Origin of the sequence: Vibrio intestinalis, from assembly GCF_025195085.2 — a bacterium.
In the GTDB taxonomy this organism is placed as follows: Bacteria; Pseudomonadota; Gammaproteobacteria; order Enterobacterales; family Vibrionaceae; genus Vibrio; species Vibrio intestinalis.
The window spans coordinates 589,028-615,469 of record NZ_JANAVY020000001.1 but is presented as its reverse complement, the minus strand read 5'-3'; the positions used below and the strand labels follow the sequence as shown (position 1 = coordinate 615,469).

Sequence of the window (26,442 nt, the reverse complement as noted above, 5' to 3'; positions counted from 1 at the left end):
ATTTTTTTATCTATTCTTTGATGAGAGCTGGTACTTATTGACTATTCGATTTGAAACGTGAATTACCTAACGTTTTGCATCAATGACAAAATAGACATCAAACTAGGCCAATGCTGTAATACTTTTAAATGGATCAATGTGTTGGAGTGACCATGCCAAACTCAATAGTGTTAGATTGTCAGCTAGAAATTCATATAAGTAATGCGAACCTTCGTGCTGCTTCGCAAGGGGATGAGCTGCACTTCTCTTACTCAGGTTTATCCAATGATCCTATTGATTCCGAATATTCGCTTTTTCACCTAGATACCGTCATTGAGCAGCAAGCCACCTTGTATGGCGATGGCTTTCAAATGCTTGCCCAAACCAAAGGGCAGTATGACAACTTACAAGATATTGGCCGCTGCCCAGACAACAGTTCAAGCTATCGAATTTACCCTGTAAACGCGCGCAAGCGTTTTTATAACTACTTGGTGATTGGCGACTCGATGGGTTACACCCTGTTCGGCTTTACTTCTTGTCACCGTTTTGCCGGTTATTTTTCGATTTCAGAACAAGGCAAAATGAAGCGAATCACTGCCTATATCGACGGCGAGGAAACACTACCGCAACAATGGTCGTCCTTAAACCTTGAATCTGTCGTAGTCCTGAAAGCTTCGAACTTAAGCGATCTCTATCAGCAATACAGCCAAAGAATTGCTAATCATCACCCCATCAGAAACGGTGTTGTTGCACCCGCACCAACAGGCTGGTGCTCTTGGTATGCTTATTATGCCAATGTGTCAGAGCACAAGGTGCTGACTAACCTCGCGGCCATGGCAGAGCGTTTTCCTAAGCTAGATTACTTGTTGATCGATGACGGCTACCAAGCTTACATGGGGGACTGGCTTACACCATCAGATAAGTTCACCTCAGGCGTAAAATCGGTCATAGAAAAAATTAAGGCGCTAGGTAAGAAACCGGCAATTTGGTTAGCGCCATTCATTTCACAAGCGGAATCTGAATTGTTTACCCAGCATCCCGATTGGTTCGTTCATAATTCAGACGGCGAGCCAATGAAAGCAGAGGAAGTGACCTACGCAGGTTGGCGATGTACACCTTGGTATATGCTCGATATGACCAACCCAGATGTGCAGGAGCACATTACCCAAGTGGTTTCTCACATGCGCTACGAATGGGGCATTGAGTTATTTAAGCTAGACGCCAATTACTGGGGCACTCTCAAAGGTATTCGTTATCAGTCGGGTATTACGGGCGTATAAGCGTATCGAATGGGTATGGAAGCAATCTCAGAAGGGGCAGGGGATGCACTGCTTCTTGGCTGCAACGCACCAATGTGGCCATCATTAGGCTTAGTTGACATCATGCGCGTCAGTGATGATGTTGAGCGGGATGAGCGCAGGTTTGAACAAATCGCCAAAGAAACGTTTTTACGTAGCTGGCAACATCGTAGCTTATGGCAAATCGACCCAGATTGCGCCACGTTTGTCTCGTTGCCGAATCAGGCCACTGAGAGAAAGAGTTACGACTTCCATCGTACTGTGCTGCTTGCCAGTGCAGGCTTGCTGATGTCGGGCGATCCATTATGCGATCTCACATCATTTGCCAAGCAAAGCCTTGATAAGCTTTTGATACGTCAAACGCGCAACCAAGAGGCGGTGAAGTTTTCTTGCTTGAATTTACATCATGGCTATTTGCGTTTGACCCACACTAACGATCTTCATTGTTTGTTCAATTACCAACAGCCAGCACGAGAGGTTACGCTAACCGCGGATCATCCGGTAGATTGGCATGATTACTGGAGTGGAGAGAAGCTCAACCACGAGCCGGTAGCCGCAATAGAGATAACGTTAGAGAGCGGGCTCGCAGCGAGAGCGATACTGACGGTCGGTTAAAGGGCAAACATTGAGCAGCCTAACGCACTGTACGCTCCGAGTTCTCGCCATTCTTTAGAGGCTGCTATACACTACCGCCATAACAGTGAGTGAGTAAGGTTATTAATGTCTATTATCTTGGGTATCGACCCAGGTTCCCGTATTACTGGCTATGGCGTGATTCGCCAGCAAGGCCGCCATCTGCAATACCTTGGTAGTGGCTGTATTCGTACCTCAGAGAAAGAACTTCCTGGCCGTCTTAAGCAAATTTATGCTGGCGTGTCTGAAATCATTACCCAATTCCAACCAGATGTGTTTGCCATTGAGCAGGTATTTATGGCGCGTAACGCCGATTCAGCGTTAAAGCTAGGTCAAGCGCGAGGCAGTGCCATCGTTGCTGCGGTGAACGCCGATTTACCTGTGCATGAGTACGCAGCCCGATTAATTAAGCAGGCGGTCACTGGCACTGGCGGGGCAGACAAAGAACAAGTGCAGCACATGGTGCAGCAAATGCTCAAACTACCAGCAAGGCCCCAAGCCGATGCCGCTGATGCATTGGGCGTGGCGATTTGTCATGCCAACACCAACAAAACCTTAGTCGCGTTAGCCGGCAAAGCCACAGGCGCGCGTCGCGGACGCTACCGCTAAGCCTCCCTCTCTTTATGGATAGCCTGTTTTTTACTGGCTATCCATCCAGTTATTGATTATCATCGATCCATTATTATTCAAACCAGCAATTTGAAAAGGTCTCTTTGTGATTGGACGTCTACGTGGCACTTTGCTAGAAAAACAACCGCCTGAACTATTAATTGAAGTCAACGGTATTGGCTATGAAGTCCAAATGCCAATGAGCTGTTTTTATGAGTTACCAAATGTGGGTGAAGAAGCGATCATCTACACCCATTTCGTGGTTCGTGAAGATGCGCAGCTTCTGTATGGCTTTAATACCGTTAAAGAGCGTGCACTATTTCGTGAAGTGATCAAAGCAAACGGCGTAGGCCCTAAACTTGGTTTAGGCATTTTGTCTGGCATGACAGCAAGCCAGTTTGTGGCCAGCGTAGAACGCGAAGATATTTCTACTCTCGTAAAACTGCCGGGTGTGGGTAAGAAAACCGCTGAGCGCTTAGTTGTGGAGATGAAAGATCGCCTTAAAGGCTGGAGCGCGGGTGATTTGTTCACGCCATTTACCGATGCTGCCCCTGTCGACAGTGCGCCACAAGCGTCGAACAACAATGCCGAAGAAGAGGCCATTAGTGCGTTGCTTGCTTTAGGCTATAAGCCGACTCAGGCGTCGAAAGTGGTCTCTCAGGTGTTGCAACCTGATATGAGTGCCGAAGAGCTCATCAAGCACGCTCTAAAATCCATGGTTTAACAGGAAAGATTTGAATGATTGAAGCAGATCGCCTTATCGCTCCAGAAAATCCAGTCTTCAAAGATGAGGATGTCATAGACCGCGCTATCCGCCCTAAGACGCTGACCGATTATGAAGGCCAAGATCACGTCCGTAGTCAGATGGAAATTTTCATCAAAGCGGCAAAATTGCGTGAAGAAGCGTTAGACCACTTATTGATTTTTGGTCCTCCTGGCTTGGGTAAAACTACCTTAGCCAATATCGTCGCTAACGAAATGGATGTAAATATCCGTACCACTTCAGGCCCAGTATTAGAAAAAGCTGGAGATTTAGCCGCGTTATTGACCAATTTGGAAGAAAACGACGTATTATTCATTGATGAGATACATCGCTTGAGCCCAATGGTAGAGGAGGTGCTTTATCCAGCGATGGAAGACTACCAATTGGATATTATGATTGGTGAAGGCCCAGCAGCTCGTTCGATCAAAATTGATTTGCCACCTTTTACCCTAATCGGAGCAACCACACGCGCTGGCTCGTTGACTTCACCATTGCGAGATCGTTTTGGTATTACTCAGCGATTGGAATACTACAAAGTTGAAGATTTACAGCATATCGTGCAAAGAAGTGCTGATTGTCTTGGTTTATCGATGGAAGCGGATGGCGCACTCGAAGTCGCGCGTCGAGCGCGTGGTACACCACGTATTGCTAACCGACTGTTGCGCCGCGTACGTGACTATGCGGAAGTAAAAGCCAACGGACATATTAGTGCCGAGATTGCAGACCAAGCCTTGAATATGCTCGATGTTGATGCGAAAGGCTTTGACTATATGGACCGGAAGTTACTGTTAGCAATCATGGAAAAGTTTGGCGGTGGGCCAGTAGGTATTGATAATATGGCCGCTGCAATCGGTGAAGAGCGTGATACAATAGAAGACGTATTAGAGCCGTATTTGATTCAGCAAGGGTATCTACAACGTACCCCGCGAGGCCGAATTGCGACAGACAGGGCATATTTACATTTTGGAGTAGATAAATAGAATTTTTCTCCGGGTAATTATTTTGTGCAGCTAAGTATTTATAAGTAAATACAACAAATTATGAATACTTAGCTTTTTGCCATTAATAAAAACGCTTTGCACGTAACCTATGTGTTTCAGGTCACATTTATTAAATTTGTTTAATTTATATAGAAGTAACCTTTTATCGTTGAATGTTAATACTTTTCGCGTCTTTTCATCCTTTATGAGTCGCAATTTCACCATTTATCCACCTGATTACTCCTCTACAATTGATCTGTATCAATGTGATGCTTTTTTGCGCAAAACTCAGAAATCATACTTGATCTAGATCAAAGCGAAATTTCCCTATAAACCTTTTGAAACAAGCGGGTTTTCCAAGTAATATTAGTCATAGCTATATTAGCTGATGCTTAACAATTAACTAACCAATGTAGTACATATTTGCAACAAATGTGTTTTCTTATAAACATTTCTCGAAAACGTTCAACTTTCGAGATTGGAAGCAGAAATGTAGAGCGTGTCATTCAGCCGACACATAGGAGTTATCATGATTGACATTGTTGATCTGTCGCGGTTGCAGTTTGCTTTAACAGCGATGTATCACTTTTTATTCGTACCTTTGACTCTAGGTATGGCTTTCTTACTAGCCATCATGGAATCAATGTACGTAATGACGAACAAGCAAATCTATAAGGATATGACCAAGTTCTGGGGTAAGCTGTTCGGTATTAACTTTGCCCTTGGTGTTGCCACAGGCTTAACCATGGAATTCCAGTTTGGTACTAACTGGTCTTACTATTCTCACTATGTAGGTGACATCTTTGGTGCACCGCTAGCCATCGAAGCCCTTGTCGCTTTCTTCTTAGAATCCACTTTTGTCGGGTTATTCTTCTTTGGTTGGGACCGACTGTCGAAACGTCAACACTTAGCTGTAACTTGGTTAGTTGCGCTAGGCTCTAACTTCTCGGCACTTTGGATCCTTGTAGCAAACGGCTGGATGCAAAACCCAGTTGGCGCTGAATTTAACTTCGAAACCATGCGTATGGAAATGGTGAGCTTTGCTGAGGTTGTACTTAACCCAGTAGCTCAGGTTAAATTCGTACACACAGTAGCATCTGGTTACACGTGTGGTGCAATGTTTATTCTTGGCATCAGCTCATGGTACTTAATTAAAGGCCGTGACGTTGCATTTGCGCGTCGTTCATTTGCTATCGCTGCTTCATTCGGTATGGCAGCAATCCTTTCAGTTATCGTTCTTGGTGACGAATCAGGCTATGAGCTTGGTGAAGTTCAAAAAGTAAAACTCGCAGCAATTGAAGCTGAATGGCACACAGAGCCAGCTCCAGCCGCGTTTACTGTATTTGGTCTACCTAACCAAGAAACAATGGAAACGGATTTTGCCCTTAAGATCCCTTACGTAATGGGCATCATTGCAACGCGTTCTTTCGATGAGCAAGTAACGGGTATTCGTGACCTACGTGAAGAGCACGTTGAGCGCATCCGCACTGGTATGTACGCTTACGAGCTACTAGAAAAACTGCGTGCAGGTGACAAATCAGCTGAAAACATGGCAGCGTTTGACGAAGTAAAAGGTGACCTAGGTTACGGTCTACTTCTTAAGCGTTACACAGACAACGTAGTTGATGCGAACGAAGAGCAAATTCAAGCTGCAGCGGATGACTCTATCCCAACAGTTTGGCCGCTATTCTGGTCGTTCCGTATCATGGTTGCGTGTGGTTTCATCATGCTATTCGTATTCGGTGCTGCGTTTATCCAAACGTGTCGTCAAAAAATCGAGCAGAAACCTTGGATTCTTAAAGCTGCACTTTGGAGTATTCCACTACCATGGATTGCGATTGAAGCAGGTTGGTTTGTAGCAGAGTACGGTCGTCAGCCATGGGCAGTAGGTGAAATCCTTCCTGTTCACGTAGCTGCGTCTTCTCTAACTGCAGGCGAGATCTGGACATCTCTATTCGTGATTCTAGCGCTATACACAGTATTACTGGTTGCAGAAGTATACCTAATGCTGAAGTTCGCTCGTAAAGGTCCTAGCAGCCTGAAAACAGGCCGTTACCACTTTGAGCAAAACGCTGACTCTGTAGAAGACAAAGTTAGCCGCCAAGTAGAAGCGTAAGGCAAGGAGATACATTATGTTTGATTACGAAATCTTGCGACTTATCTGGTGGGTACTGATCGGTGTTCTAATGGTAGGTTTCGCAATTACTGATGGCTTTGATATGGGCGTTGGCGCGCTTGTACCTGTAATCGGTAAAAATGACACTGAGCGTCGTGTAATGATTAACTCGATTGCTCCTCACTGGGATGGTAACCAAGTTTGGCTTATCACTGCGGGTGGTGCGCTATTCGCTGCATGGCCTCTTGTGTACGCGACTTCATTCTCAGGTTTCTACCTAGCGATGATCGTAACACTGGCTGCGCTATGGTTGCGTCCAGTTGGTCTTGATTACCGCTCTAAGATTGAAGACCCACGCTGGCGTAATGCTTGGGACTGGGCAATTTGTGTAAGTGGCTTTGTTCCGCCAATTATCTTTGGTGTAGCGTTTGGTAACCTTCTGCAAGGTGTTCCATTTAAGCTAAGCGACTTCATGATGCCAACGTACCACGGCACATTCTTTGAACTGCTAAACCCATTTGCGCTGCTATGTGGCCTTGTAAGCTTGTTCATGATTGTGATGCAAGGCGCAGCATGGCTTCAAATGAAGACAACGGATGAAGTTCACGCTCGTGCACGTAACGTTGCTCAAATTGCTGGCCTACTAACGGTTGCTCTATTTGTTGCTGGTGGTTTCTGGATTCAATCTATCGAAGGCTACGTTATCACTAGCGTAATCGATACGAACGCGGCATCTAACCCACTGAACAAAGAAGTGGTACGTGAGATGGGCGCTTGGATGAACAACTTCGAGACATACCCTCTAATGTGGGCTGCGCCTGCACTGGGTGTGGCAATGCCATTGCTAGCAGTGATTGCATCACGCTTTGAAAAAGGTGGCTTTGCTTTCCTATTCTCAAGTTTGGGCAACGCAGGTGTTATCCTAACTGCTGGTTTTGCAATGTTCCCATTCGTAATGCCTTCAAGCGAGGTATTCAGCCACAGCTTGACGATGTGGGATTCAACTTCATCTGAGTTAACGTTGAACCTAATGACAGCGGTTGCTGCTGTGATGGTTCCTATTATCCTTGGCTACACAACTTGGACTTACTACAAGATGTTTGGTCGCTTGGATAATAAGTTTATCGAAGACAACAAAAACTCACTTTACTAAGGAGCATTTACTATGTGGTATTTCGCATGGATTCTAGGTGTACTACTTGCTTGTGCATTCGGTATCATCAACGCTCTTTGGCTAGAGCACTCAGAAATGATGGACAAAGACAGTGAGTAATCTCGCTGACAAGGTGGCATGCTTGCATGCCCCTATGGATAAGGCTCTACTAAGAGCCTTATCGCTTATTTTAGGTTTCTTCCACGTCGCCATGCTGATGTGGGATCCAGAAGCGTACGCATTTGCGATCGGTGGTTTTAACAGTGTGATTTCACCACTCATGATTTGGGCTATTTGCTCAAGCATGGTGTATGGACTCTCGTTTAAGCCGTATAGCTGGTACTGGCAAATTTTATTTAGCCCTTACTTTAGCCTTTCGATTTTGAGTTACCTCACTTACGCCTACTTTTACTAGGTAGCGCGCCTAAAATAACGTCATATTGTCATTTGAATAACGCCAGTTTTTATAAACTGGCGTTATTTTTTTGGGGGGCATCTTAAATCGTTCAATCCCACTTGCACAAAATTCAATGAGATGCGTTATAGTATCGGCTTATTTGTAAGAATGTCGGACGAGCTAGTGCAATCATCCCCAAACGTTTTTGAATGGCCAGTAACGGTTTATTATGAAGATACTGACGCAGGTGGCGTGGTATACCATTCAAACTATCTAAAATACTTTGAGCGAGCAAGAACTGAGCTTTTGCGCTCGGTTAATGTTTCGCAACACTCTCTTTTGGAACAAAATACGGGTTTTGTAGTCCGACACATGGATATCGACTTTTTGCAGGGTGCACGGTTAGATGATCAGCTCACTGTAAAAACCACTATTTCTGAACTGAAAAAAGCTTCCCTTACTTTCTGTCAGGAGATCGTAAATCCTGATGGTAAAACATTGTGCCGAGCAATGGTTAAGGTAGCATGTATCGATAATCAAAGGATGAGGCCTAAGGCTATCCCTCAATCAATAATTACGGAGTTTTCTGCTAGTGACCGCTGATATTTCAATCCTTGACCTATTTTTACAAGCCGGTTTTACGGTAAAGGTGGTCATGTTACTTCTTCTTGGTATGTCTATTGTTTCTTGGGCAATGATCATTAAGCGCAGTAAAGCACTTTCTCAAGCGGCAAAAGATGCCGAAGCTTTTGAAGACAAATTTTGGTCAGGTAACGATCTCTCTGTACTCTACCAAGCGGTGAAAAAACGCAAAGATGAACTGACAGGTACCGAAGAGATTTTCTACTCTGGTTTTACCGAGTTCGCGCGCCTACGTAAATCGAATGCGACATCACCTGACTTCATCATGGAAGGTACTGGACGTGCGATGCGCGTTGCCGTTGCGCGTGAAGTCGATGATCTAGAAACCAACTTACCATTCTTGGCGACAGTCGGCTCAATCAGCCCATATATTGGCTTGTTCGGTACCGTGTGGGGCATCATGCACGCCTTCATCGCTCTAGGCGAAGTGAAGCAAGCAACCCTTGCTATGGTTGCACCTGGTATCGCAGAAGCATTGGTCGCGACGGCCATGGGTCTATTTGCTGCTATCCCAGCAGTAATGGCGTACAACCGTTTAAGCAACAAGGTATCGAAGCTAGAGCACAACTACGCCACCTTCTCAGAAGAATTCCACAGTGTGTTACACCGTCAAGCAATGGCGGGCAGGGAGTAACACATGGCCGGTTATCAACGTAAAAAGCGGAAGATGACAGCCGAGATCAACGTTGTACCTTACATCGATGTGATGCTGGTACTGTTGATCATCTTTATGGTGACCTCTCCGTTTGTTACTCAAGGCGTCGAAGTAGAATTGCCAAAAACTGAGTCGGCTCAATCAGCACAAGAAATGGCTGGCGATAGTGATGCAAGTTTCATTATCGTAGAAATCGATCGTGATGGTAATTTAGGTTTAAGCGTCAACGATGAGGAAGTGATGCGCGGCATCTCACTGCAAGACTTAATTGTTCGAGTTAAAGCAGAGATCAGCATCAATCCTAAATCACCGGTGGCGGTTGGCGGTGACGCTGCAACGCCATACGCTGAAATCGTATTGTTATTGGATGAACTAAGCCGTGCAGGTATCCCGAAAGTGGGCTTGCTGACGGACATTAAGGAATAAGTTCAATTACTCCATGAAAGACACAAGAAAAAAATCAAACAACTTAGGCACGCCGATCGCTATCTCGCTCGCCTTACATGCTGCTTTAGTTGTTGCTCTGATTTGGGGTACGGATTTCACTATGACGAAACCTGAGCCCGTTGGACGCATGGTTGAGGCCGTTGTGATCGACCCTTCGGTGGTTCGTCAGCAAGCGCAGCAAATTCGTAGTCAACGTGAAGCCGCGGCTAAAAAAGAGCAGGCACGTCTTGATAAGTTGCGTCGAGAAAGTGAGCAGCTAGAGAAAAACCGTAAAGCGGAAGAAGAACGTATTCGCAAGCTAAAAGAGCAGCAAGCAAAAGAGGCGAAAGCGGCCCGTGAAGCTGAAAAGCAGCGGGTGCAAAAAGAGAAAGAACGTAAGGCTGAAGAGCAACGTGTTCAAAAGGAAAAAGAGCGCGCGGCTAAGCTAGAAAAAGAGCGTAAAGCGAAAGAAGAAGCGGTTCGTAAAGCGGAAGAAGAACGTAAAGCGAAAGAAGCAGCAGCTGCGAAAGCAGAACAGCAGCGTATTGCCAAAGAAAAGGCCGCAAAAGAAGCTGAAGAAAAAGCGCGTAAAGAGCGCGAGGCTGCGGCTAAAGCGGAAAAAGAACGCATAGCGAAAGAGAAAGCGGCTAAAGAGGCGGCAGAGAAAGCCCGTATTGAGAAAGAGCGACTAGAACAGATTGAGCGTGAACGTAAGGAGCAAGAAGCGGCTCTGAATGACATTTTTGCTGGCCTAGAAACCGAAAGTGAGCAAAACAGTCAGGCGAAAGGACAATTTGTTGCTAGTGAGATCAGTCGTTACGCGGCGATATACACGCAGCTGATAAAACAGAATCTTAGGGTAGAGGAGTACTTTCGGGGAAAGTCTTGTCGAGTTAACTTGCGTTTGATTCCTACCGGGTCGGACGCAATTGTTGGCGATCTTAGAGTGTTAGAGGGCGATAGCCGCGTTTGTTCGGCAACAAAACGTGCGGTCGCTCAAGTACCAAGTTTTCCACTACCGACAGATCGTGATGTAGTGAATAAACTAAAAGACATCAATTTAACCGTTGAACTTTAATTAAAGGATTAGCTTGTGTTAAAGCGACTTATATTAGGATTAACGCTCGTCTTGGCGAGTAGCGTTCAATTTGCTAATGCAGCACTTGAACTTGTCATCACTGATGGTATCGACTCCGCGCGCCCAATCGCGATTGTGCCATTCAAGTGGGAGGGCGCGACGCCATTACCACAAGACGTATCAGGTGTGATTGCCTCGGATTTGCAGCGCAGTGGTAAGTTTAGCCCTGTAGCAACCAGCAAAATGCCGCAAACGCCATACAATGAAAACGAAGTGAATTTTGAGGCATGGACTCAACTTGGCGTAGATTCATTGTTAACAGGCAGCATTTCTCAAAATGCAGACGGCAGTTATGCTATTAATTACCAGCTTATCGATGTAGCGCGCGGCCAACTAACTAAAGGCCAAAGCAAAGCGCTAGGTGAAGATGGTGAGTTGGTTCTATCGAACGATCATGTTCTTTTCAATAAGCGAGCAACCGTTCCTGCAAAGCGTTTACGTGAATATGCTCACCGCATCGCAGATTTGGTTTATGAACAGCTAACGGGCGAGCGTGGTGCATTTTTGACTCGTATTGCTTATGTGGTCGTGAACGACAAAGATTCATACCCATATCAATTACGTGTTGCTGACTACGATGGTTACAACGAGCGTTTGGTTTTACGTTCAAAGCAGCCACTCATGTCACCTGCATGGTCACCAGATGGTAAGCAGTTAGCGTATGTTAGCTTCCAAAACGGTCAGGCAGAAATCTATGTGATGAATATTTATACTGGGCAACGTGAGAAACTTACGTCATACCCACGTCACAATGGTGCGCCAAGATTCTCACCAGATGGCAAAAAGTTGGCTTTGGTGTTGTCGAAAACGGGCAGCTTGCAAGTCTATACACTAGACATCAAGTCACGTAAATTGACGCAAATAACGCGTGGCAGATCAAATAATACTGAACCATTTTGGCATCCCGATGGAAAATCATTGATTTTCACTTCCGATCGGGGTGGTAAACCACAGATTTATCGAGTAAATTTGGCAGACGGGGCTACGAGTCGAATAACGTGGCAGGGCAGTCAAAACTTGGGGGGACAAATTACCCCTGATGGTCGCTTCTTAGTGATGGTAAATCGCAGCAACTCTGGATTTAATCTTGCCAAGCAAGATTTAGAAACAGGCGCGGTGCAAGTATTAACTAAAACACTATTGGACGAATCACCAAGTATTGCTCCAAATGGCGGAATGGTCATCTATAGTTCTATCTATAATAAAGCTAACGTGCTGTCGATGGTTTCTATAGATGGGCGTTTTAAGGCTCGACTACCGGCAACAAATGGGCGCGTCCGTGCACCTGCGTGGTCACCGTTTTTGTAGCAAATAAGTATCAATAAGTAAGGAAATCATAACAATGCAACTGAACAAAGTTCTTAAAGGGCTACTAATTGCACTACCAGTTCTAGCGGTAACGGCGTGTAGCTCGAGCAACGATGCAGCAAATGCTTCTGGCTCTGAAACTAACAACGGCTCTTCTAACACTGTAGCGACTCCGATTGACCAAGTTGGTCAACTATCTGAGCAAGAGCTAAAAGAAGCAGCAATGCAAGCTTCAACTATCTACTTCGCATTCGATAACGCAACTATCGACAGCGATTACGAGAAAGTTCTAGCGCTACACGCTGCTTACCTAAGCACTAACCCTGCGCACAAAGTAACTATCGAAGGTCACGCAGACGAGCGTGGTACTCCTGAGTACAACATCGCACTAGGCGAGCGTCGTGCTCAAGCAGTATCTCTATACCTACAAGCTCTAGGTGTAACTGCTGACCAAATCTCTATCGTTAGCTACGGTGAAGAGAAACCTCTTCTTCTAGGTCAAACTAACGAAGCATACGCTAAGAACCGCCGCGCAGTTCTAGTGTACTAATTCGGGGATGACCTGATGTTCAGTAACTTAAAGCAAGTTTTTACGCTTACGTTACTGGCAAGTGCAGCGAACCTAGCGTTCGCTGCACCAGCTCCAGTATCTGATATTGGCAGCAGTTCCAGTAGCTCTTCATTCTCTTCCAACGAAACCGACGTCCAACGTTTAGAACGCCTTCTAGAAAATCGCAATCGTGTTCAACTTCAAATGCAGCAGCAATTGAATGATATGGCGCTTGAGATAAGCGAGCTACGTGGACAAATCGAAAAGAACAACTACGACATGCAGCAAATGTTGCAGCGTCAGCGCGAGCTGTTTATCGAACTTGAGAAAGTTCGTAATCAAGCGGCAGCGCCTGCAGTTGTACCTCAAGAACAACCTGCAGATAACAGTGAACCGCAAGGCACGTTTAGCACTAATGTGGATGAGCAAACCGCGTATCAAAACGCCGTCGATCTGATTTTAGAAAAGCGTGACTATAAAGGCGCAATTGAAGCCTTTAACAAGTTCCAAAAAGATTATCCGAATTCTAGCTTTACGCCAAACTCTCACTATTGGCTAGGCCAGCTCTATTTTGCCAACAAGCAAGATAAAGAAGCGGTGAAAAGCTTTGCTTCCGTGATTGCGTATAAAGACTCCAATAAACGCGCTGATGCGTTGGTTAAATTGGGTGATATCGCCACGCGAAACAATAATTCAGAGCAAGCAAATAAGTATTATCAACAAGTGGTATCTGAGTACCCCGATAGTGCTTCGGCAAAAATCGCTCAAGAAAAACTTAAATAATCAAAAGAGATGCGTATGCATCTCTTTTTGTATTCATGGTTTGCTTTGAATGGACTTTGATTCTTGATGTCGATCGGAGTTACAATACTCGGATTAACGGAAGTTGCGTAGAGCAAAGCAATGAGTCACATTCTAGATACAATCGAAACTGTTTATCCTTTTCCTCCTAAGCCGACGCCTCTTACACAAGAACAAAAACAGGCGCACATCGAAAACATTAAACAGCTTTTGAAAGAAAAAGACGCGGTACTTATCGCGCACTACTATACCGATCCTGAAATCCAAGCTTTGGCAGAAGAAACCGGCGGCTTTGTCGGCGATTCACTTGAAATGGCCAAATTTGGTAACCGTCATCCAGCGAGCACACTGATTATCGGTGGCGTTCGTTTTATGGGTGAATCTGCCAAGATCCTTACTCCGGAAAAACGCATTCTTATGCCAACCCTTGAAGCGGAGTGTTCGCTTGATTTGGGTTGCCCAGCTGACAAGTTTACTGAATTCTGTGATGCTCACCCTGACCATACCGTGGTGGTTTACGCCAATACTTCAGCAGCAGTAAAAGCGCGTGCTGATTGGGTGGTAACATCAAGTATTGCGCTAGAAATCGTTGAGCACTTAGACGCGGAAGATAAACCAATCATCTGGGGGCCAGATCGTCACTTAGGCTCTTACATTGCCAACAAAACAGGCGCTGATATGCTGCTATGGCAAGGTGAGTGTATTGTGCATGACGAGTTCTCTGCTGATGCGCTGCGCAAGATGAAATCGGTTTATCCAGAAGCGGCTATTCTGGTTCACCCTGAGTCGCCAGCAAGTGTGGTTGAACTAGCAGATGCCGTAGGTTCAACTAGCCAGCTAATCAAGGCGGCGAAAGAGCTACCGCATAAGCAAATGATCGTTGCAACGGACAAAGGCATTTTCTTTAAGATGCAGCAGTTAGTGCCGGAGAAAGAGTTAATTGAAGCCCCAACCGCAGGTAATGGCGCGACATGTCGTAGCTGTGCACATTGCCCTTGGATGGCTATGAATGGCTTACACGCTATCGAAAAAGCATTGAAAGATGGCGGCGAAGAGCATGAAATTTTTGTTGATGATGAACTACGCGTCAAATCGCTGATTCCACTCAATCGTATGTTGGACTTTGCTGAAGAGTTGAACATGCAAGTTAAGGGTAACGCTTAACTCATCCCAAGAATTAAGAGACCAGCCATATGGCTGGTCTTTTTTGTATCTAGACTTTACGACAGCGGTTATCAAGTTAGGCCTCATTTGCTATAAAGAAGAGATACGAACACAAAAGGAAGATTCATGGGGATTTGGCTCTATTTAAAAAGAAAGATTCAGGCAAATCTATTCACTATCACTAATCGCAACTTACTTCTGCTGTCACTGCTTTACCTCGCAGTTTGTTGGTCTTTGCTTGTTTGGGCAGGGGAAGATGAGTTGACCTCGAGTTTTGGTCAGTTTGTGTATTATTTGATGGTGACCGCATCGACGGTGGGCTACGGTGATTACTCACCACAATCTGATTTAGGTAAGTGGGTGGTTGCGCTTATTGTGATTCCTGGTGGGCTTGCATTGTTTGCGGCGCTACTGGGGAGAGTCGCTACTGGGCTAATCGATTACTGGCGCGCTGGGGTTTTAGGGAAAAGGAAATTGAGTGTGAACGATCATATTTTATTATTAGGTTGGAACGGCCAACGCACCTTGCATATGATTCGTATGCTGCAACATGAAGAAGAGGGCAATCGCCCGATTGTACTTTGTTCTCGTTCTGATATTGAAAACCCGCTACCGGGTGAAATTGAGTTCGTGAAAGTGAGTAGCTATACCGACAGTCAAGAAATGAAGAACGCTCGTATCGCGGATGCAAGCTGTATTATTGTCGATAACCTTGAAGATGACATCACGCTTTCTTCTGCTTTGTATTGCTCCAACATCAACCCTGATGCCCACTTAGTAGCCTATTTCAAAGATGAGGCTCTGAGCGCGCTTCTAAGCCAGCATTGCCCTAATGCTGAGTGCATTCCTGCGGTCGGTGCAGAAATGCTTGCTAAGGCTGCGGTAGACCCTGGTTCAAGTGCTTTGCATCAAGAGTTGCTTGCTTCAACAAGGGGCATGACTCAGTACTCAACTTTTTATCCAGTAAGTGCCGCTGAAACTAATGTTGAGCAGGTATTCATGTTCATGAAGCGAGAATACCAAGCAACGCTCATCGCGATTCAGGGTGAGAAAAGCATCGAGCTCAATCCAGACTTGAACGTAACCATTGCGCCGGGAATGAAGTTATTTTATATCGCCGATGAGCGAATCGATGATTTTAAGTGGGATAGACTGAAATAGAAAAAGGGCTTCAATATGAATTGAAGCCCTTTTTACGTTTATTCGAGAACGCTTTATGCGTTAGCTTCTACTAGCTGCACGCCACGCATCGTTAAGCCAGAAAGCATTGTTGGGATCGCGTTGAAGATCTCTTCAAACTGCTCTAGACCCTCAATACCTTGCTCTGCAAGTGTTGCAATTGAGGTCTCTGGATCGTAAAGCATGCTCAGTGAAAGTAGCACGCCGCCTAGTAGGGCGTTATCTTCACTCTCTTCTGGCATGATGGATTCCCAATCATCACGCGCTAGTTGCCAGCCCTGAAGCAGGCCTTCACAGAAATCACGGGTTTGCTCAGAAACAATTTCTTCTTCGTCTAACTCACAACCTTCAGGCCATTGCCAAGCGTTGTTGAGCAGCGCTGGGCGGTATTCATTCCAAATCGCAATGATTTGTTCAATATAGCACTCTAGCTGTTCGCCATCTTGAAACGGTGCGACTTCTTCGCCACCCCATAAGAACGGTAGCCATTCATGAGGGTCTAAGGTGTGAGGAGCGGCAGCCATAGCGGTAATAAAACCGCGAGATTTCGCTTCATTAATCAGTTTATCTTGTAGCTCTGGCAAAGAGAGAAGTTGTTGTAGTATCAAAATGGTTACCGATAGCTAGATTCAAAAAAACAATAGTAACAGCACCAATCACACAAAAATAGGTTGCTGTTACCAACTATTGACTATAATTTTTCATAAACATCAAAAATTCAGTTGGTTATGGAAATACGATCTTCGCTCAAAAGGAAAAGCATCTTAGCGTTGGCGGCTTACCTTGCTATTGTATTAGCAACGGTGGGTACCGTGAGCTACCTTGTAGTTGAACCACCAATACGCGATCAGTTGGTACAAAACCTTGATTCCCGAACCAAAATCATTTCAAGTCAAATAGAAGCGCCGCTTAATAGCTCGCTTGGCATATTGCAAAGTATTGTCAGTATCGGTAACACGGGTAAATCCCAACCCTTGCAAGCCGAGATGCTTCAATCACTCTTCTCTGTGGTCGATGGTGTTGCTGTAAGTGGTGGCTTATGGCCGATTCCCTATTCAGTTGATGAGCAAACGCCATACAAAAGCCTGTTTTTTAATCGCGCTAGTGATGGTGTAGTGGACAGGATCTACTCGTGGGATAACCCAGAATCTGGTGGCTATGATAATGAATCATGGTATGCCTCAGTGGTTGATAAGCCGTTAGGCACGGTGAGTTGGTCTCCGGTTTATATTGATCCATTTACTCACGTTCAGATGATCACCGCTTCCGCCCCTTATTATGTCGAAGGTCAGTTTGCTGGGGTTGCGACTATAGATGTCGCATTGGTTAGCTTGGTCGAGTTTGTTCGCCTGCATGCGGAAGAACACAACTTGGGAGTCGTAGTGCGTGATGGCTACGGAGATGTCATTACCGAGCACAACTTCCAAATCACCAAAGACATTTACATCAGCCGTAATCAGTTTGGTCAATTCAATTGGAATATTGATGTGGTGAATGCCAAACGTTTGGTAACAGAGCAAGTGTACGATTTGGTGGGTAAGGTAGAGTTTGGCCTGATGCCAATTATGATCGTCTGTGTGCTGTTTGGTTATGTGGTGATCAATCGTTACTTGATCGAGCCTATTGCCATCATCGCTAAAAAGGTCGATGACTCCAAAGAAGGCGGCATCATTGATTTTAGCTACCAGAGTAAAGATGAAATCAAACATCTGATTGACGCTTTTAATCAGAAGACTGTTTTCCTTGAGCAAGAGAAGCGCAAAGCTCAAGCTTCAACCAAAGCGAAAAGCGCGTTTTTGGCAACCATATCCCATGAGATTCGCACACCAATGAATGGTGTGTTAGGTACAGCACAAATTTTACTCAAAACCGATTTGGATGATGAGCAGCGTAAGCATCTTAAAACGCTCTATGATTCAGGCGACCATATGATGTTGCTACTTAATGAAATTCTTGATTTTTCTAAGATAGAGCAAGGCCATTTAGAGCTAGAGCGAGCAGAGTTTCCACTTGAGTCCATCATTGGCAGTATCAACAGTGTGTATTACACCTTGTGCTCTGAAAAAGGGTTAGAGTTCAAGATTATCAATCATGTGGAAAAAGAGCGCTGGTATCGCTCCGATAAGGCGCGCTTAAGACAGGTGCTGTTTAATCTTCTAAATAACGCGGTTAAGTTTACTGCGACAGGCTCAGTTGAAGCCCATTTTGATGAGGTTACCGTCGATGGTCGAAACTTCCTCAACATTAAAGTGAAAGATTCAGGCATTGGCATTGATAAGAGTGCCCAACATAAAATCTTTAATCCATTTGAACAGGCTGAGTCTTCAACCACGCGACGCTTCGGTGGGACGGGGCTTGGCCTTGCGATTGTAAAGCAAATCACCGAACTGATGGATGGCGATATTTCTGTGCAAAGTACGGTTGGGGTAGGCACTACGTTCGACATTTTGCTTGATATGGAAATCTGCCCGCCAGGGGAGCTTGAAATCGTCGAACACCGCAAACTCGACTACACCGGGCTTAAAGCTCTGATTGTGGAAGATAACCGAACCAATACCATCATCATCAAAACCTTTATGAGCAGTAAAGGCTTTGAATGCCATTGCGTGGAAAATGGTGAAGCGGCAGTACAAGAAGTGGAGAGCGGGCAGTACGATCTGATCTTAATGGATAATCACATGCCAATAAAAGATGGGATTACCGCCACAAGTGAAATTCGAGCGCTTAAGGTGAAACAAGCCAACACACTTATTTTCGGCTGTACGGCTGACTTATTTAAAGAAACTCGCGAAAGGATGTTAGTGGCTGGTGTTGATTACATTATATCTAAGCCGATTAATGAAAAAGAGCTCGACGATGCACTACACCGCTACTCAAGCAAGCTTTACCAATTCAGTTCAGTGCCGACATCTCAATCCGCCAAAGAAGAGTTCAATACTGAACAACAGCTGATTTCTTTACACATTGCAGTTGAAGATCAGCTTTACGATGAGGTTTCACGAATCCTTCATGTGATTTTGGAGCACGTTGTGTCAGTTGCCCATGATTCCACTGAGAACTTGATCGCATTAATCTCCTCCTTGCTTGAAGAAAAAGAGCTACCTACCTCACATCAACTTGATGTTCTCACGGTTTTACTCAAAGACTACTGAAAATAAATTACATTTTTGGTTCAACTTACAATGATTTCTGGAGTGAATGGCTAATAGTAGTCATTTTCTCTAGTTTTATTTTCAAAACCAGTTCTTTATTTACCAAACTTATCCAAAAATAGAATCTAAATCTAATATTTTCATGTTCTAATAGCGCAACAAACTGCCATGGTCGTATAATCGTGGTGATTTATATTGTTCTTTGTTGTAGTTAATAGTGATTTGTTTTGAGGTTTTGGTATGAAAGTTCGTGGTCCTTTCTGTATTCGCCACGCTGCAGCAGATACGTTTGCCATGGTGGTGTTTTGCTTTATTTCTGGCATGATCATTGAGATCTTCGTTTCGGGTATGACGTTTGAACAGTCGTTGGCGTCGCGAACGTTATCGATCCCCGTAAACATCGCCATTGCATGGCCATACGGCATTTTTAGAGACTTCGTATTACGACAGGGTGCGAGATTCTCTGCATCAGGCCGTATTAAAAATCTTTCCGATTTGATCGCTTATGTACTATTCCAGTCACCGGTTTACGCAGGCATCTTGTTGGTAGTTGGCGCATCTTCAGAGCAAATCATGACGGCAGTGGCGTCTAACGCAGTGGTATCATGTGGTATGGGCGTGGTGTATGGCTACTTCCTAGATATGTGTCGTAAATGGTTTAAAGTGCCGGGTTACTACTCACAAGTGTAGCTGGTGGATTGTTCGTCATATCAGTTACTCCGTAACCAGTTAGCTCATCTTATCGCGATTTTTTCTCGTTAAGGGTTGACCTAACTGGTTATAATCATTAAATTAGCGCCTCGTTAGCCAACAGCGCTAACCACAATTTGATTCGGTGAGTTGTCCGAGTGGCTGAAGGAGCACGCCTGGAAAGTGTGTATACGGCAACGTATCGAGAGTTCGAATCTCTCACTCACCGCCACATTCAAGTTTAAAGACGTCTCAGGACGTCTTTTTTCTTATCTAAAACTTTTCAAAATCAATAAGTTACGGTTTCGTAGCGTTCCATAAAGTGTCGTAAAAGCGCTTGTCTAGTGTAATACCTAAAGTAATACCCAGTATTCCTACTTGATGCTAGTATTACTTTTGAGCACTAAATCAGGTATTACTTTATCGTCATTTTCTCTATCAGTTCGATCTTTAACTTTATGTAAGTTAAGCAGTTATAGACCAAAAGTAATACCTAGGTTTTTCGAAAATTGAGTTTTGTTCAGGTATTACTTGAGGGATCAAAATGGCGAATAATCTCACGGCTAGGCAAGTCCAAACGGCAAAGCCCAAAGATAAGCTCTATCGCTTATCTGATGGCGGCAATCTCTACTTCTGCGTGCGTACAAGCAATTCACGTTCTTGGCAGTTTCGTTATAAACGACCTGGTCAGGACAAAATCACTTATCTTTCCTTTGGTACTTATCCAGATATGTCTTTGGCAGAAGCACGGGAGAAAGCGTTAGAGGCTCGAAAGATGCTTGCGGATGGTATTGATCCTCAGTTGGCCAAAGAAGAGCAAAGAGCCAAAGTTATTGTTGAGCAAAATGCGACGTTCAAGTTTGTCGCTGAGCAGTGGAAGGCTGCAAAGGAAGGGCAGATAAAAGAGAAGACTCTTAATGGTAACTGGCGCAAATTGGAGCTCTATGCCTTTCCTAAGCTAGGCACAATACCCGTTAACAAAATCACGGCGCCTATCGCTATTGCGGCGTTGCGTCCCGTTGAAACACAAGGCTTATTAGAAACTGTAAAACGTACCGCCCAACTGATGAATGAGATCATGAATTATGCTGTAAACAGCGGAGTGATTCATTCTAATCCATTATCTGGTATCCGTGATGTGTTCAAGAAACACAAAGTAGTGCACATGAAAGCGCTACAGCCTCATGAGATGCATGAACTTATTCGCACGGTAGCAACAGCCAATATTCAGTACGTGACGCGCTTTTTGATTGAATGGCAGCTTCATACCATGGTTCGCCCTAATGAGGCGTCAGGCGCTCGCTGGGAAGAAATAGATATGGTAAACCAGCTATGGATTATCCCGAAAGAACGTATGAAAATGAACCGTGAGCATGTAGTTCCACTTACGACGCAAACTCTGGCAATTCTTGAAGCGATCAAGCCAATTAGCGGACATCGAGAGTTTATATTTCCATCGAGTCGCAATCCTAAGGTCCCAACTGATTCTGAAACAGCCAACAAAGCACTAGGGCGGATGGGGTTTAAAGATAGGACGACAGCTCACGGCCTTCGAGCTTTAGCCAGTACTACACTTAACGAACAAGGCTTTGATGCAGATGTGATTGAGGCTGCGCTTGCCCATACAGACAAAAATCAAATACGCAAAGCTTACAACCGCACTGATTACTTGGATTCACGTCGTAAATTAATGAGCTGGTGGAGTGAACATATCAACAAATCGAGTTATGGAAGTTACAGCGTTACAGGTTCACGTCATTTAAGCCAGGTTATCTGATTTATGGCCGTATTATACGGCCACTTGCTATCGTTCAAAATTTTTACAGGCATATGTTATCTATGTGATGTTCACACACAGAAGAGGTATGTATGTCTAAACCAACTATCCGTTTGATCCGTCTAAATGAAGTGCTTGGCATGACTGGCTTATCACGTTCTTGTATGTACCGCTTTATCGAAGCAAACCAGTTTCCGGCGCAAGTTCCGCTTGGTGGACGTGCTGTTGCTTGGGTAGAGAGTGAGGTGCAGGAATGGATTCAGCAGCGTGTTAACGATAGATATTGCTATGCTGAGTTATGATTTATTCGAGGGCGCTTATGCCCTCATTGACGATGACTCAGAGAATCTACAGAGAATCATGGCCTTCATTGAAAGCTTTCCAAGAGGAATTGACTAGTTGTTCAATTACATCAATCATGCTTGTTTCATGGAAATCGGCAACTTCTTGAAGTCTTTTTTTTGTTTCATTTTTCATTAAGAAGCTAACGCTAACTTTATTCTCATTTTCAGCTTTTTTTCTGAATTTGTGTTGGCTCCATGCGCGCTTGAACCGTTCGTAAAACTTAGCTTGCTCCCGCTCACAAAAGCACAAAGAATGGAAAATACCTTCTACGATAGGGACGTAATTTTTCTCCGTAATTAAGTTTAAAGGGAGGCTGTCGTATTCTTCCAAAATCAACTTATTTTCTGATATGTATTCAACAGCCCATCTCGCTTGTTCTTTGTTGTCATTTTTTAACCATTTGAAATTAAAGTATTTTTTTGACAAAAAGTAATCATCTTTATAAATCCTTATCAGCAACTTTATTTTTTCAGGATCTTCATTTATTGAAAGTATGGATGTTTTTAATTTAATCTTTAGTGATGTCATGTCAAAGCATTGCATAATGCCATCTGATAATGCGTAGGATAGTTCATCTTCTATCGATAAACGCATAAGCATAAATACCAGTATTGATTTGTCATCCGAATCTAAAAAATCAAGGCAATCCTCGCTAATTATATCCTCGACAATTCTGCTAATTATTGCTATTGCAACGCTGCTATTGCTAGACCTTAATGTTGAGCTCTTTGCTAACCCTTCTTCAATGAGTTCAGGTAAACGTTTTCGATTTAAAGAAATTATATCTTCAGGAATTTCTAAACAACCTTCTCGATTCCCCCTGATTATTATTTGTTCAAGTGATGTTTGAGATAATTTTTTTAAGTAACTCTTAAGTGTTTCTTCGTTCGGCTGACTCATGTTTCTACTTAGTAGTTTTTTGATAGTAACAAAGTAGCATTTAGGATGAATGATTGTAACGTTTTAGTGGTCAAATTTTATTCAATGTCTAAATTTTCTCCTGATGTAAGCTCGTTTTTTTGATGCTATTCCCACAATTTTCCTTAGATCGTAACTTCAGAGTTGTCAGTTTTGAACAGATTGACCAGCAAGTTGCATTGTTACGCTTATCTGAACTGTTTTGCATGGTCTAGTTTCGAGGTTGATAAGGAACAAGTCTTTTCTTATCTAAAGTTTAGATCGGGGATTGCGGTTATGGTTAATATACCTACATGGCAGAGTGAAATTATTTTTAACAACCATCCACCTTTCTATACCGAACCAACCAGAGGTATAGAAAATGAAAACACAAAAAAAGAAAGTCACTCATAATGATGAGTTCAATGGCCTACCTGTTTTGAAACAAAAAGAGGGGCTGTTAGTTGATTATCTACAAAGGATTTATGACACGCTCGATTTAGCTTTGGATGATCATCCTAGAACGATGGCGGTAAGAGTCGATTTGCGATTACCACTTTTAATGGTGAAGGAAGAATCAAATTTGATGAAAAATTTCATTGCTTCGTTGGATGCGCAAATACAGGCTGATTTAAGAAGGAAAGAAAGAGCAGGGAAACCGAAGCGGAAATGTCGATTAAGATATGTATGGGTGAAGGAAAAAGATAAAGCGTTACATCATCACTATCACCTTGTTCTGTTGTTTAACAAGGATGTATATAACAGCCTGGGGTCATTCTCTTACCGAAACAACCTATCTCACAAAATTAAAACGGCATGGTGTCGGGCATTAGATACTGATCTTGATGATGGCGGTCGTTTAGTGCACTTTCCTGACAATTGTGTATACCACATCGATGTAAACAGCCTTAAGTCTTCTTCTGTTCTTGAGGAGCTATTTCGCCGTCTTAGTTACTTTGCCAAAGTACGCACCAAGCAATTTGGAACTGGAAATAGAAATTTTGGTTGCTCAATAAAATAAAAAAATGAGAGGGGATAGACCCCCTCTCAACTCGTTATGATTAGTTAGCGGGCACTATGGGTAGTTGTTCACACATACCCATATGAGCTACGTCCACTAACGTATCTAAAGAGTCACCACATTGAGTTTTGTGTGTTCCGTTAGGGTAAGTGGTACGTACAATCCAGATGCCTTTATTGTTCACGTCAGTGATAACGTTTTTCTCTGATGTGTTGACAACAGATGTACGAGTCCAACGTGATGCGCCGTAAGATTCAGTTGAGTCTTGAGCAAAGTTCCAAGTTGAGAACTGGTCCAGTACTGTTGGGTCCGTGATGTTAGAGTATAGACCATCACTGATTAGGTCATCGATAACGGCATCGTTACCGTAATCGAATCCCCACATACCAGCTTGTAGTAACACATTGCCATCTTTCAATTCACGAATGACGTTAGCGTAAGGCGTACTCGATGTGTACACTAACGGATCAGCGCATGCAGTATGGTTGTCAACTAGAACAGAAGCTTGTACAGAGAACGTAACGGTGTCGTTACCGTAGTCCTTAGGGTTCTGTACGTAATCGTTCATCAAGCCACAACCATACTTGTTAAGTTCAGGGATGTAGTCGATTAGATCATCGGTGTATTTCAATACAGCACCATCTTCAGCTTTAACTTTGTTACGGTATACAATCAAGCGCCCTAAAGTTTCTAGGTCTTCTGATACTTCATACACACGTAGCAAATGAGAGTCTGCGTCTAACACGCGTTCTTCACGATACCACTTAGTGAACTCACCATGTTCATCTTTCTCTACGTAGTACTCGACCGTAGCTTTCCAAGCGTTAGGGTGCGCATCGACTAGGGCTGAAGTTTCTGAGTAGCCTTTTGCTAGACCACCAGTTAGAAGCTGAGCTAGTTGATGCTGTTCTGTATTACCAGAAGCGATGAAGTCTGCGTATAGTTCGTCAGCAGGAATGTTGTAGCGGTTACCCAACTCATATTCCTTCTCAGCAACTAGACGTGCAACTTTGTTTTGTGCTTCGGTATCGGTAGCCAACTCTTTACAGTTGCTTACACCACTTTGTAACAGGTCCGTTTCAACAGCAGACCAAATTACGGTAGTGAATGGAGTGGTTGCGAATACATCTTCACCTACGTTGTCAGAGGCAAATGAAGGCGGCAAGGTTAAGCGATAAGGTTTATCGACTAAGCCATAATCGCTATCGTACGCACCAGCAGGTACATCGACGATAATTGGCGAGTACTCTTTACAGATTAAGTCATCTTCTTCAATAGCAAAATCGAAGCGTCCGTTTTGGTCAGTGATATCACGTGGTTCATTTTCGTCCATGACACCATTGAAGTTGTAGTCGAGAAATGCAGTAGCACCTTCAACATAACCATCAATAGCTAGACCGCCAACTTTGGCAGACGTACTTGGAATAGTACTACCTCTGTTACTATCGCTACCACCGCCACATGCGGCGAGTAGTAATAACCCAGATATGCCCATGGTCGATTTTATCGTTGTGTGTTTCATTATGTGAGTTCCTTCTTAGAGAGGGGAATGTTGTTAAGTGAAAAATTGTTGGGGTAGTGATAAGCAAAAGTGGTGAGATACGCAGACAAAACCTCATCGATGAGCGCTACGTGAAAGGTATCTTGATATTGGTATGCAAGGTAAAGATGGCCTTGCTCCACGATAAATCCCAATGGATTGATATACAGACTCTGAGGTACGTTTATGAGTGATAACCTAACTTCACGTTGGTAAAACACGGCAGTACATAAGGTTTCAAAAACCATACTGCTTGTTTCCTTGGTGCGAGAAGATTCGGACTGTCGAATATCGATCAGTTTGCGTTTAGTACTTGAAGTGCTAAAAGGTGTAAAAGCACTGTCTACCATGAGATGGTAAGAAGGTGGTAAAAGCGTTTTTAAGTAGGCCTCAGCCCACAAAAACACCATGTGTTCACGAGGACCTAAAGCCAGTTTTGAATTCGCAGTACGGCGATAGCCATAAGGTTTGCTTGTCGCATCTTGTTCAACATCAAAGTAAGTCAATAAGCAATCAAGGCAACGCTGAACAGTACGTTTACTTCGCGCAATCCCTTTATCGTTAAGCGCAAGGTGCAGTTCACGTGCTGTTATTTTTCGTGTTGTGGGGATTAGAGAATAAATCTCGAATATCAATTCGAGATGCTCGGTACTTTGTCGATTTGTGCTAGTAGACATAGGACCACCAAATTTTAAGCACACTTATCTAGCCCCAAGACATCAATGTTTGGAGTGATAGCGGGAAAAATGGGAGGACTGGTGGCCACACAGTCCTAGTAAGGGTTACTTCTTAAAGTTCACTACAAGCTTGTCAGTCAGTGGGTACTTAGCGATCTCGTAATCAGGGTTTAAGGTGACTATTTTGTGTGTCGCAATGGCTGCTGCAGAGGCTAAGCCAAAGATGACCGCAGGGCCGGAGGCCAAAGCCGCTGCCATGGTTGCAGAGCGACCTGCGGTATATACACGACACGAAAGCCCTTGTTTTTCTATTAGTTGCTCTACCTTCTTCACCGCCTGGTTGAAATTTTTCACATTCGTTAAAGTGAATGATTCATGGCGACGAATAAGGTCATTAAGAGACTGTTCATCAACGTGATGTAATACGTTGCTTTTACTCATTTGTTTTATCCTCGATCTGCACGTAGAACACGATGCTATTGATTGATGAAAGAATACGGACGAGTGAGACAGATAATGTCTCACCCAAATTGGTTGATATGGTTTTGTGAA

Annotated in this window: 26 protein-coding genes, 1 tRNA gene and 1 pseudogene; 23 read left to right on the top strand and 5 right to left on the bottom strand. The window is 44.0% G+C overall.

Annotated elements, in window-relative coordinates; genetic code table 11:
• Positions 1 to 152 precede the first annotated feature (152 nt).
• From MU515_RS02655 to MU515_RS02575, 17 genes and pseudogenes are all read left to right on the top strand, one after another.
• A pseudogene (locus MU515_RS02655) lies at positions 153 to 1,892 on the top strand (glycoside hydrolase family 36 protein).
• 105 nt (positions 1,893 to 1,997) lie between these two features.
• A complete protein-coding gene (gene ruvC / locus MU515_RS02650) occupies positions 1,998 to 2,519 on the top strand; it encodes a crossover junction endodeoxyribonuclease RuvC (protein ID WP_260258827.1) in 522 nt (173 codons plus the stop codon).
• Positions 2,520 to 2,625: 106 nt separating this feature from the next.
• Positions 2,626 to 3,243 carry a Holliday junction branch migration protein RuvA gene (gene ruvA / locus MU515_RS02645; protein WP_260258826.1) on the top strand — a complete coding sequence of 206 codons (618 nt, stop codon included), beginning with the start codon at positions 2,626 to 2,628 and terminating at the stop codon, positions 3,241 to 3,243.
• 14 nt (positions 3,244 to 3,257) lie between these two features.
• Positions 3,258 to 4,262 (top strand): Holliday junction branch migration DNA helicase RuvB, encoded by a 1,005-nt coding sequence (gene ruvB / locus MU515_RS02640; RefSeq protein WP_260258825.1) that lies wholly within the window; start codon positions 3,258 to 3,260, stop codon positions 4,260 to 4,262.
• A 529-nt stretch (positions 4,263 to 4,791) separates the two neighbouring features.
• Positions 4,792 to 6,378, top strand: coding sequence for a cytochrome ubiquinol oxidase subunit I (cydA, locus tag MU515_RS02635; protein WP_260258824.1), 1,587 nt, complete (start codon positions 4,792 to 4,794; stop codon positions 6,376 to 6,378).
• A gap of 16 nt (positions 6,379 to 6,394) precedes the next feature.
• Positions 6,395 to 7,531, top strand: a complete 1,137-nt coding sequence (cydB, locus tag MU515_RS02630) for a cytochrome d ubiquinol oxidase subunit II (RefSeq protein ID WP_260258823.1) — start codon at positions 6,395 to 6,397, stop codon at positions 7,529 to 7,531.
• Positions 7,532 to 7,543: 12 nt separating this feature from the next.
• Positions 7,544 to 7,651: a cytochrome bd-I oxidase subunit CydX gene (gene cydX, locus MU515_RS02625; RefSeq protein ID WP_000270284.1), complete on the top strand. Its 108-nt coding sequence runs from the start codon at positions 7,544 to 7,546 to the stop codon at positions 7,649 to 7,651.
• Positions 7,644 to 7,946, top strand: coding sequence for a cyd operon protein YbgE (ybgE, locus tag MU515_RS02620; protein WP_260258822.1), 303 nt, complete (start codon positions 7,644 to 7,646; stop codon positions 7,944 to 7,946). The genes cydX and ybgE overlap by 8 nt, the downstream gene beginning before the upstream one ends.
• A gap of 165 nt (positions 7,947 to 8,111) precedes the next feature.
• Entirely contained in the window at positions 8,112 to 8,531 is a 420-nt protein-coding gene (ybgC, locus tag MU515_RS02615) for a tol-pal system-associated acyl-CoA thioesterase (protein ID WP_260258821.1), read from the top strand.
• Positions 8,521 to 9,204 (top strand): protein TolQ, encoded by a 684-nt coding sequence (gene tolQ, locus MU515_RS02610; RefSeq protein WP_260258820.1) that lies wholly within the window; start codon positions 8,521 to 8,523, stop codon positions 9,202 to 9,204. Before ybgC ends, tolQ begins: the two co-directional genes overlap by 11 nt.
• 3 nt (positions 9,205 to 9,207) lie before the next feature.
• Positions 9,208 to 9,651, top strand: coding sequence for a protein TolR (gene tolR / locus MU515_RS02605; RefSeq protein WP_260258819.1), 444 nt, complete (start codon positions 9,208 to 9,210; stop codon positions 9,649 to 9,651).
• Positions 9,652 to 9,664: 13 nt separating this feature from the next.
• Complete coding sequence (gene tolA / locus MU515_RS02600; protein ID WP_260258818.1) at positions 9,665 to 10,729, top strand: cell envelope integrity protein TolA; 1,065 nt, start codon at positions 9,665 to 9,667, stop codon at positions 10,727 to 10,729.
• Between the two features lie 15 nt (positions 10,730 to 10,744).
• Positions 10,745 to 12,097, top strand: a complete 1,353-nt coding sequence (tolB, locus tag MU515_RS02595; RefSeq protein ID WP_260258817.1) for a Tol-Pal system beta propeller repeat protein TolB — start codon at positions 10,745 to 10,747, stop codon at positions 12,095 to 12,097.
• Between the two features lie 34 nt (positions 12,098 to 12,131).
• The gene (gene pal / locus MU515_RS02590; protein ID WP_260258816.1) at positions 12,132 to 12,647 is read left to right on the top strand and encodes a peptidoglycan-associated lipoprotein Pal; all 516 of its coding nucleotides are present in this window, start codon (positions 12,132 to 12,134) and stop codon (positions 12,645 to 12,647) included.
• Between the two features lie 15 nt (positions 12,648 to 12,662).
• Positions 12,663 to 13,430 carry a tol-pal system protein YbgF gene (gene ybgF / locus MU515_RS02585; RefSeq protein ID WP_260258815.1) on the top strand — a complete coding sequence of 256 codons (768 nt, stop codon included), beginning with the start codon at positions 12,663 to 12,665 and terminating at the stop codon, positions 13,428 to 13,430.
• 120 nt (positions 13,431 to 13,550) lie between these two features.
• Entirely contained in the window at positions 13,551 to 14,612 is a 1,062-nt protein-coding gene (gene nadA, locus MU515_RS02580) for a quinolinate synthase NadA (protein ID WP_260258814.1), read from the top strand.
• Between the two features lie 126 nt (positions 14,613 to 14,738).
• Positions 14,739 to 15,773, top strand: coding sequence for a potassium channel family protein (locus MU515_RS02575; protein WP_260258813.1), 1,035 nt, complete (start codon positions 14,739 to 14,741; stop codon positions 15,771 to 15,773).
• A 53-nt stretch (positions 15,774 to 15,826) separates the two neighbouring features.
• Here MU515_RS02575 and MU515_RS02570 read toward each other — a convergent pair whose 3' ends face one another.
• Positions 15,827 to 16,399, bottom strand: coding sequence for a UPF0149 family protein (locus MU515_RS02570; RefSeq protein ID WP_260258812.1), 573 nt, complete (start codon positions 16,397 to 16,399; stop codon positions 15,827 to 15,829).
• Positions 16,400 to 16,519: 120 nt separating this feature from the next.
• Here MU515_RS02570 and MU515_RS02565 point away from each other — a divergent pair, with 120 nt between their 5' ends.
• The 5 genes from MU515_RS02565 (at position 16,520) to MU515_RS02545 (ending at position 21,712) form a co-directional block, all read left to right on the top strand.
• Entirely contained in the window at positions 16,520 to 18,943 is a 2,424-nt protein-coding gene (locus MU515_RS02565; RefSeq protein ID WP_260258811.1) for a hybrid sensor histidine kinase/response regulator, read from the top strand.
• Between the two features lie 240 nt (positions 18,944 to 19,183).
• Positions 19,184 to 19,633 (top strand): L-alanine exporter AlaE, encoded by a 450-nt coding sequence (locus MU515_RS02560; protein WP_260258810.1) that lies wholly within the window; start codon positions 19,184 to 19,186, stop codon positions 19,631 to 19,633.
• A gap of 144 nt (positions 19,634 to 19,777) precedes the next feature.
• Positions 19,778 to 19,865, top strand: a tRNA-Ser gene (locus tag MU515_RS02555).
• Positions 19,866 to 20,177: 312 nt separating this feature from the next.
• The gene (locus MU515_RS02550) at positions 20,178 to 21,410 is read left to right on the top strand and encodes a tyrosine-type recombinase/integrase (protein WP_260258809.1); all 1,233 of its coding nucleotides are present in this window, start codon (positions 20,178 to 20,180) and stop codon (positions 21,408 to 21,410) included.
• A 92-nt stretch (positions 21,411 to 21,502) separates the two neighbouring features.
• The gene (locus tag MU515_RS02545) at positions 21,503 to 21,712 is read left to right on the top strand and encodes a helix-turn-helix transcriptional regulator (RefSeq protein WP_260258808.1); all 210 of its coding nucleotides are present in this window, start codon (positions 21,503 to 21,505) and stop codon (positions 21,710 to 21,712) included.
• Positions 21,713 to 21,758: 46 nt separating this feature from the next.
• On the opposite strand, the gene MU515_RS02540 is transcribed toward MU515_RS02545, so the two are convergent.
• Positions 21,759 to 22,655, bottom strand: a complete 897-nt coding sequence (locus MU515_RS02540) for a hypothetical protein (protein ID WP_260258807.1) — start codon at positions 22,653 to 22,655, stop codon at positions 21,759 to 21,761.
• Positions 22,656 to 23,034: 379 nt separating this feature from the next.
• On the opposite strand from MU515_RS02540, the gene MU515_RS02535 reads away from it, so the two are divergent.
• Positions 23,035 to 23,673: an inovirus Gp2 family protein gene (locus tag MU515_RS02535; protein WP_260258806.1), complete on the top strand. Its 639-nt coding sequence runs from the start codon at positions 23,035 to 23,037 to the stop codon at positions 23,671 to 23,673.
• A gap of 40 nt (positions 23,674 to 23,713) precedes the next feature.
• Here MU515_RS02535 and MU515_RS02530 read toward each other — a convergent pair whose 3' ends face one another.
• The 3 genes from MU515_RS02530 to MU515_RS02520 form a co-directional block, all read right to left on the bottom strand.
• Positions 23,714 to 25,195 carry a hypothetical protein gene (locus MU515_RS02530; protein WP_260258805.1) on the bottom strand — a complete coding sequence of 494 codons (1,482 nt, stop codon included), beginning with the start codon at positions 25,193 to 25,195 and terminating at the stop codon, positions 23,714 to 23,716.
• The gene (locus MU515_RS02525) at positions 25,195 to 25,890 is read right to left on the bottom strand and encodes a hypothetical protein (RefSeq protein WP_260258804.1); all 696 of its coding nucleotides are present in this window, start codon (positions 25,888 to 25,890) and stop codon (positions 25,195 to 25,197) included. Before MU515_RS02525 ends, MU515_RS02530 begins: the two co-directional genes overlap by 1 nt.
• Positions 25,891 to 25,995: 105 nt before the next feature.
• Complete coding sequence (locus MU515_RS02520; RefSeq protein WP_260258802.1) at positions 25,996 to 26,331, bottom strand: hypothetical protein; 336 nt, start codon at positions 26,329 to 26,331, stop codon at positions 25,996 to 25,998.
• Between the last annotated feature and the right edge of the window lie 111 nt (positions 26,332 to 26,442).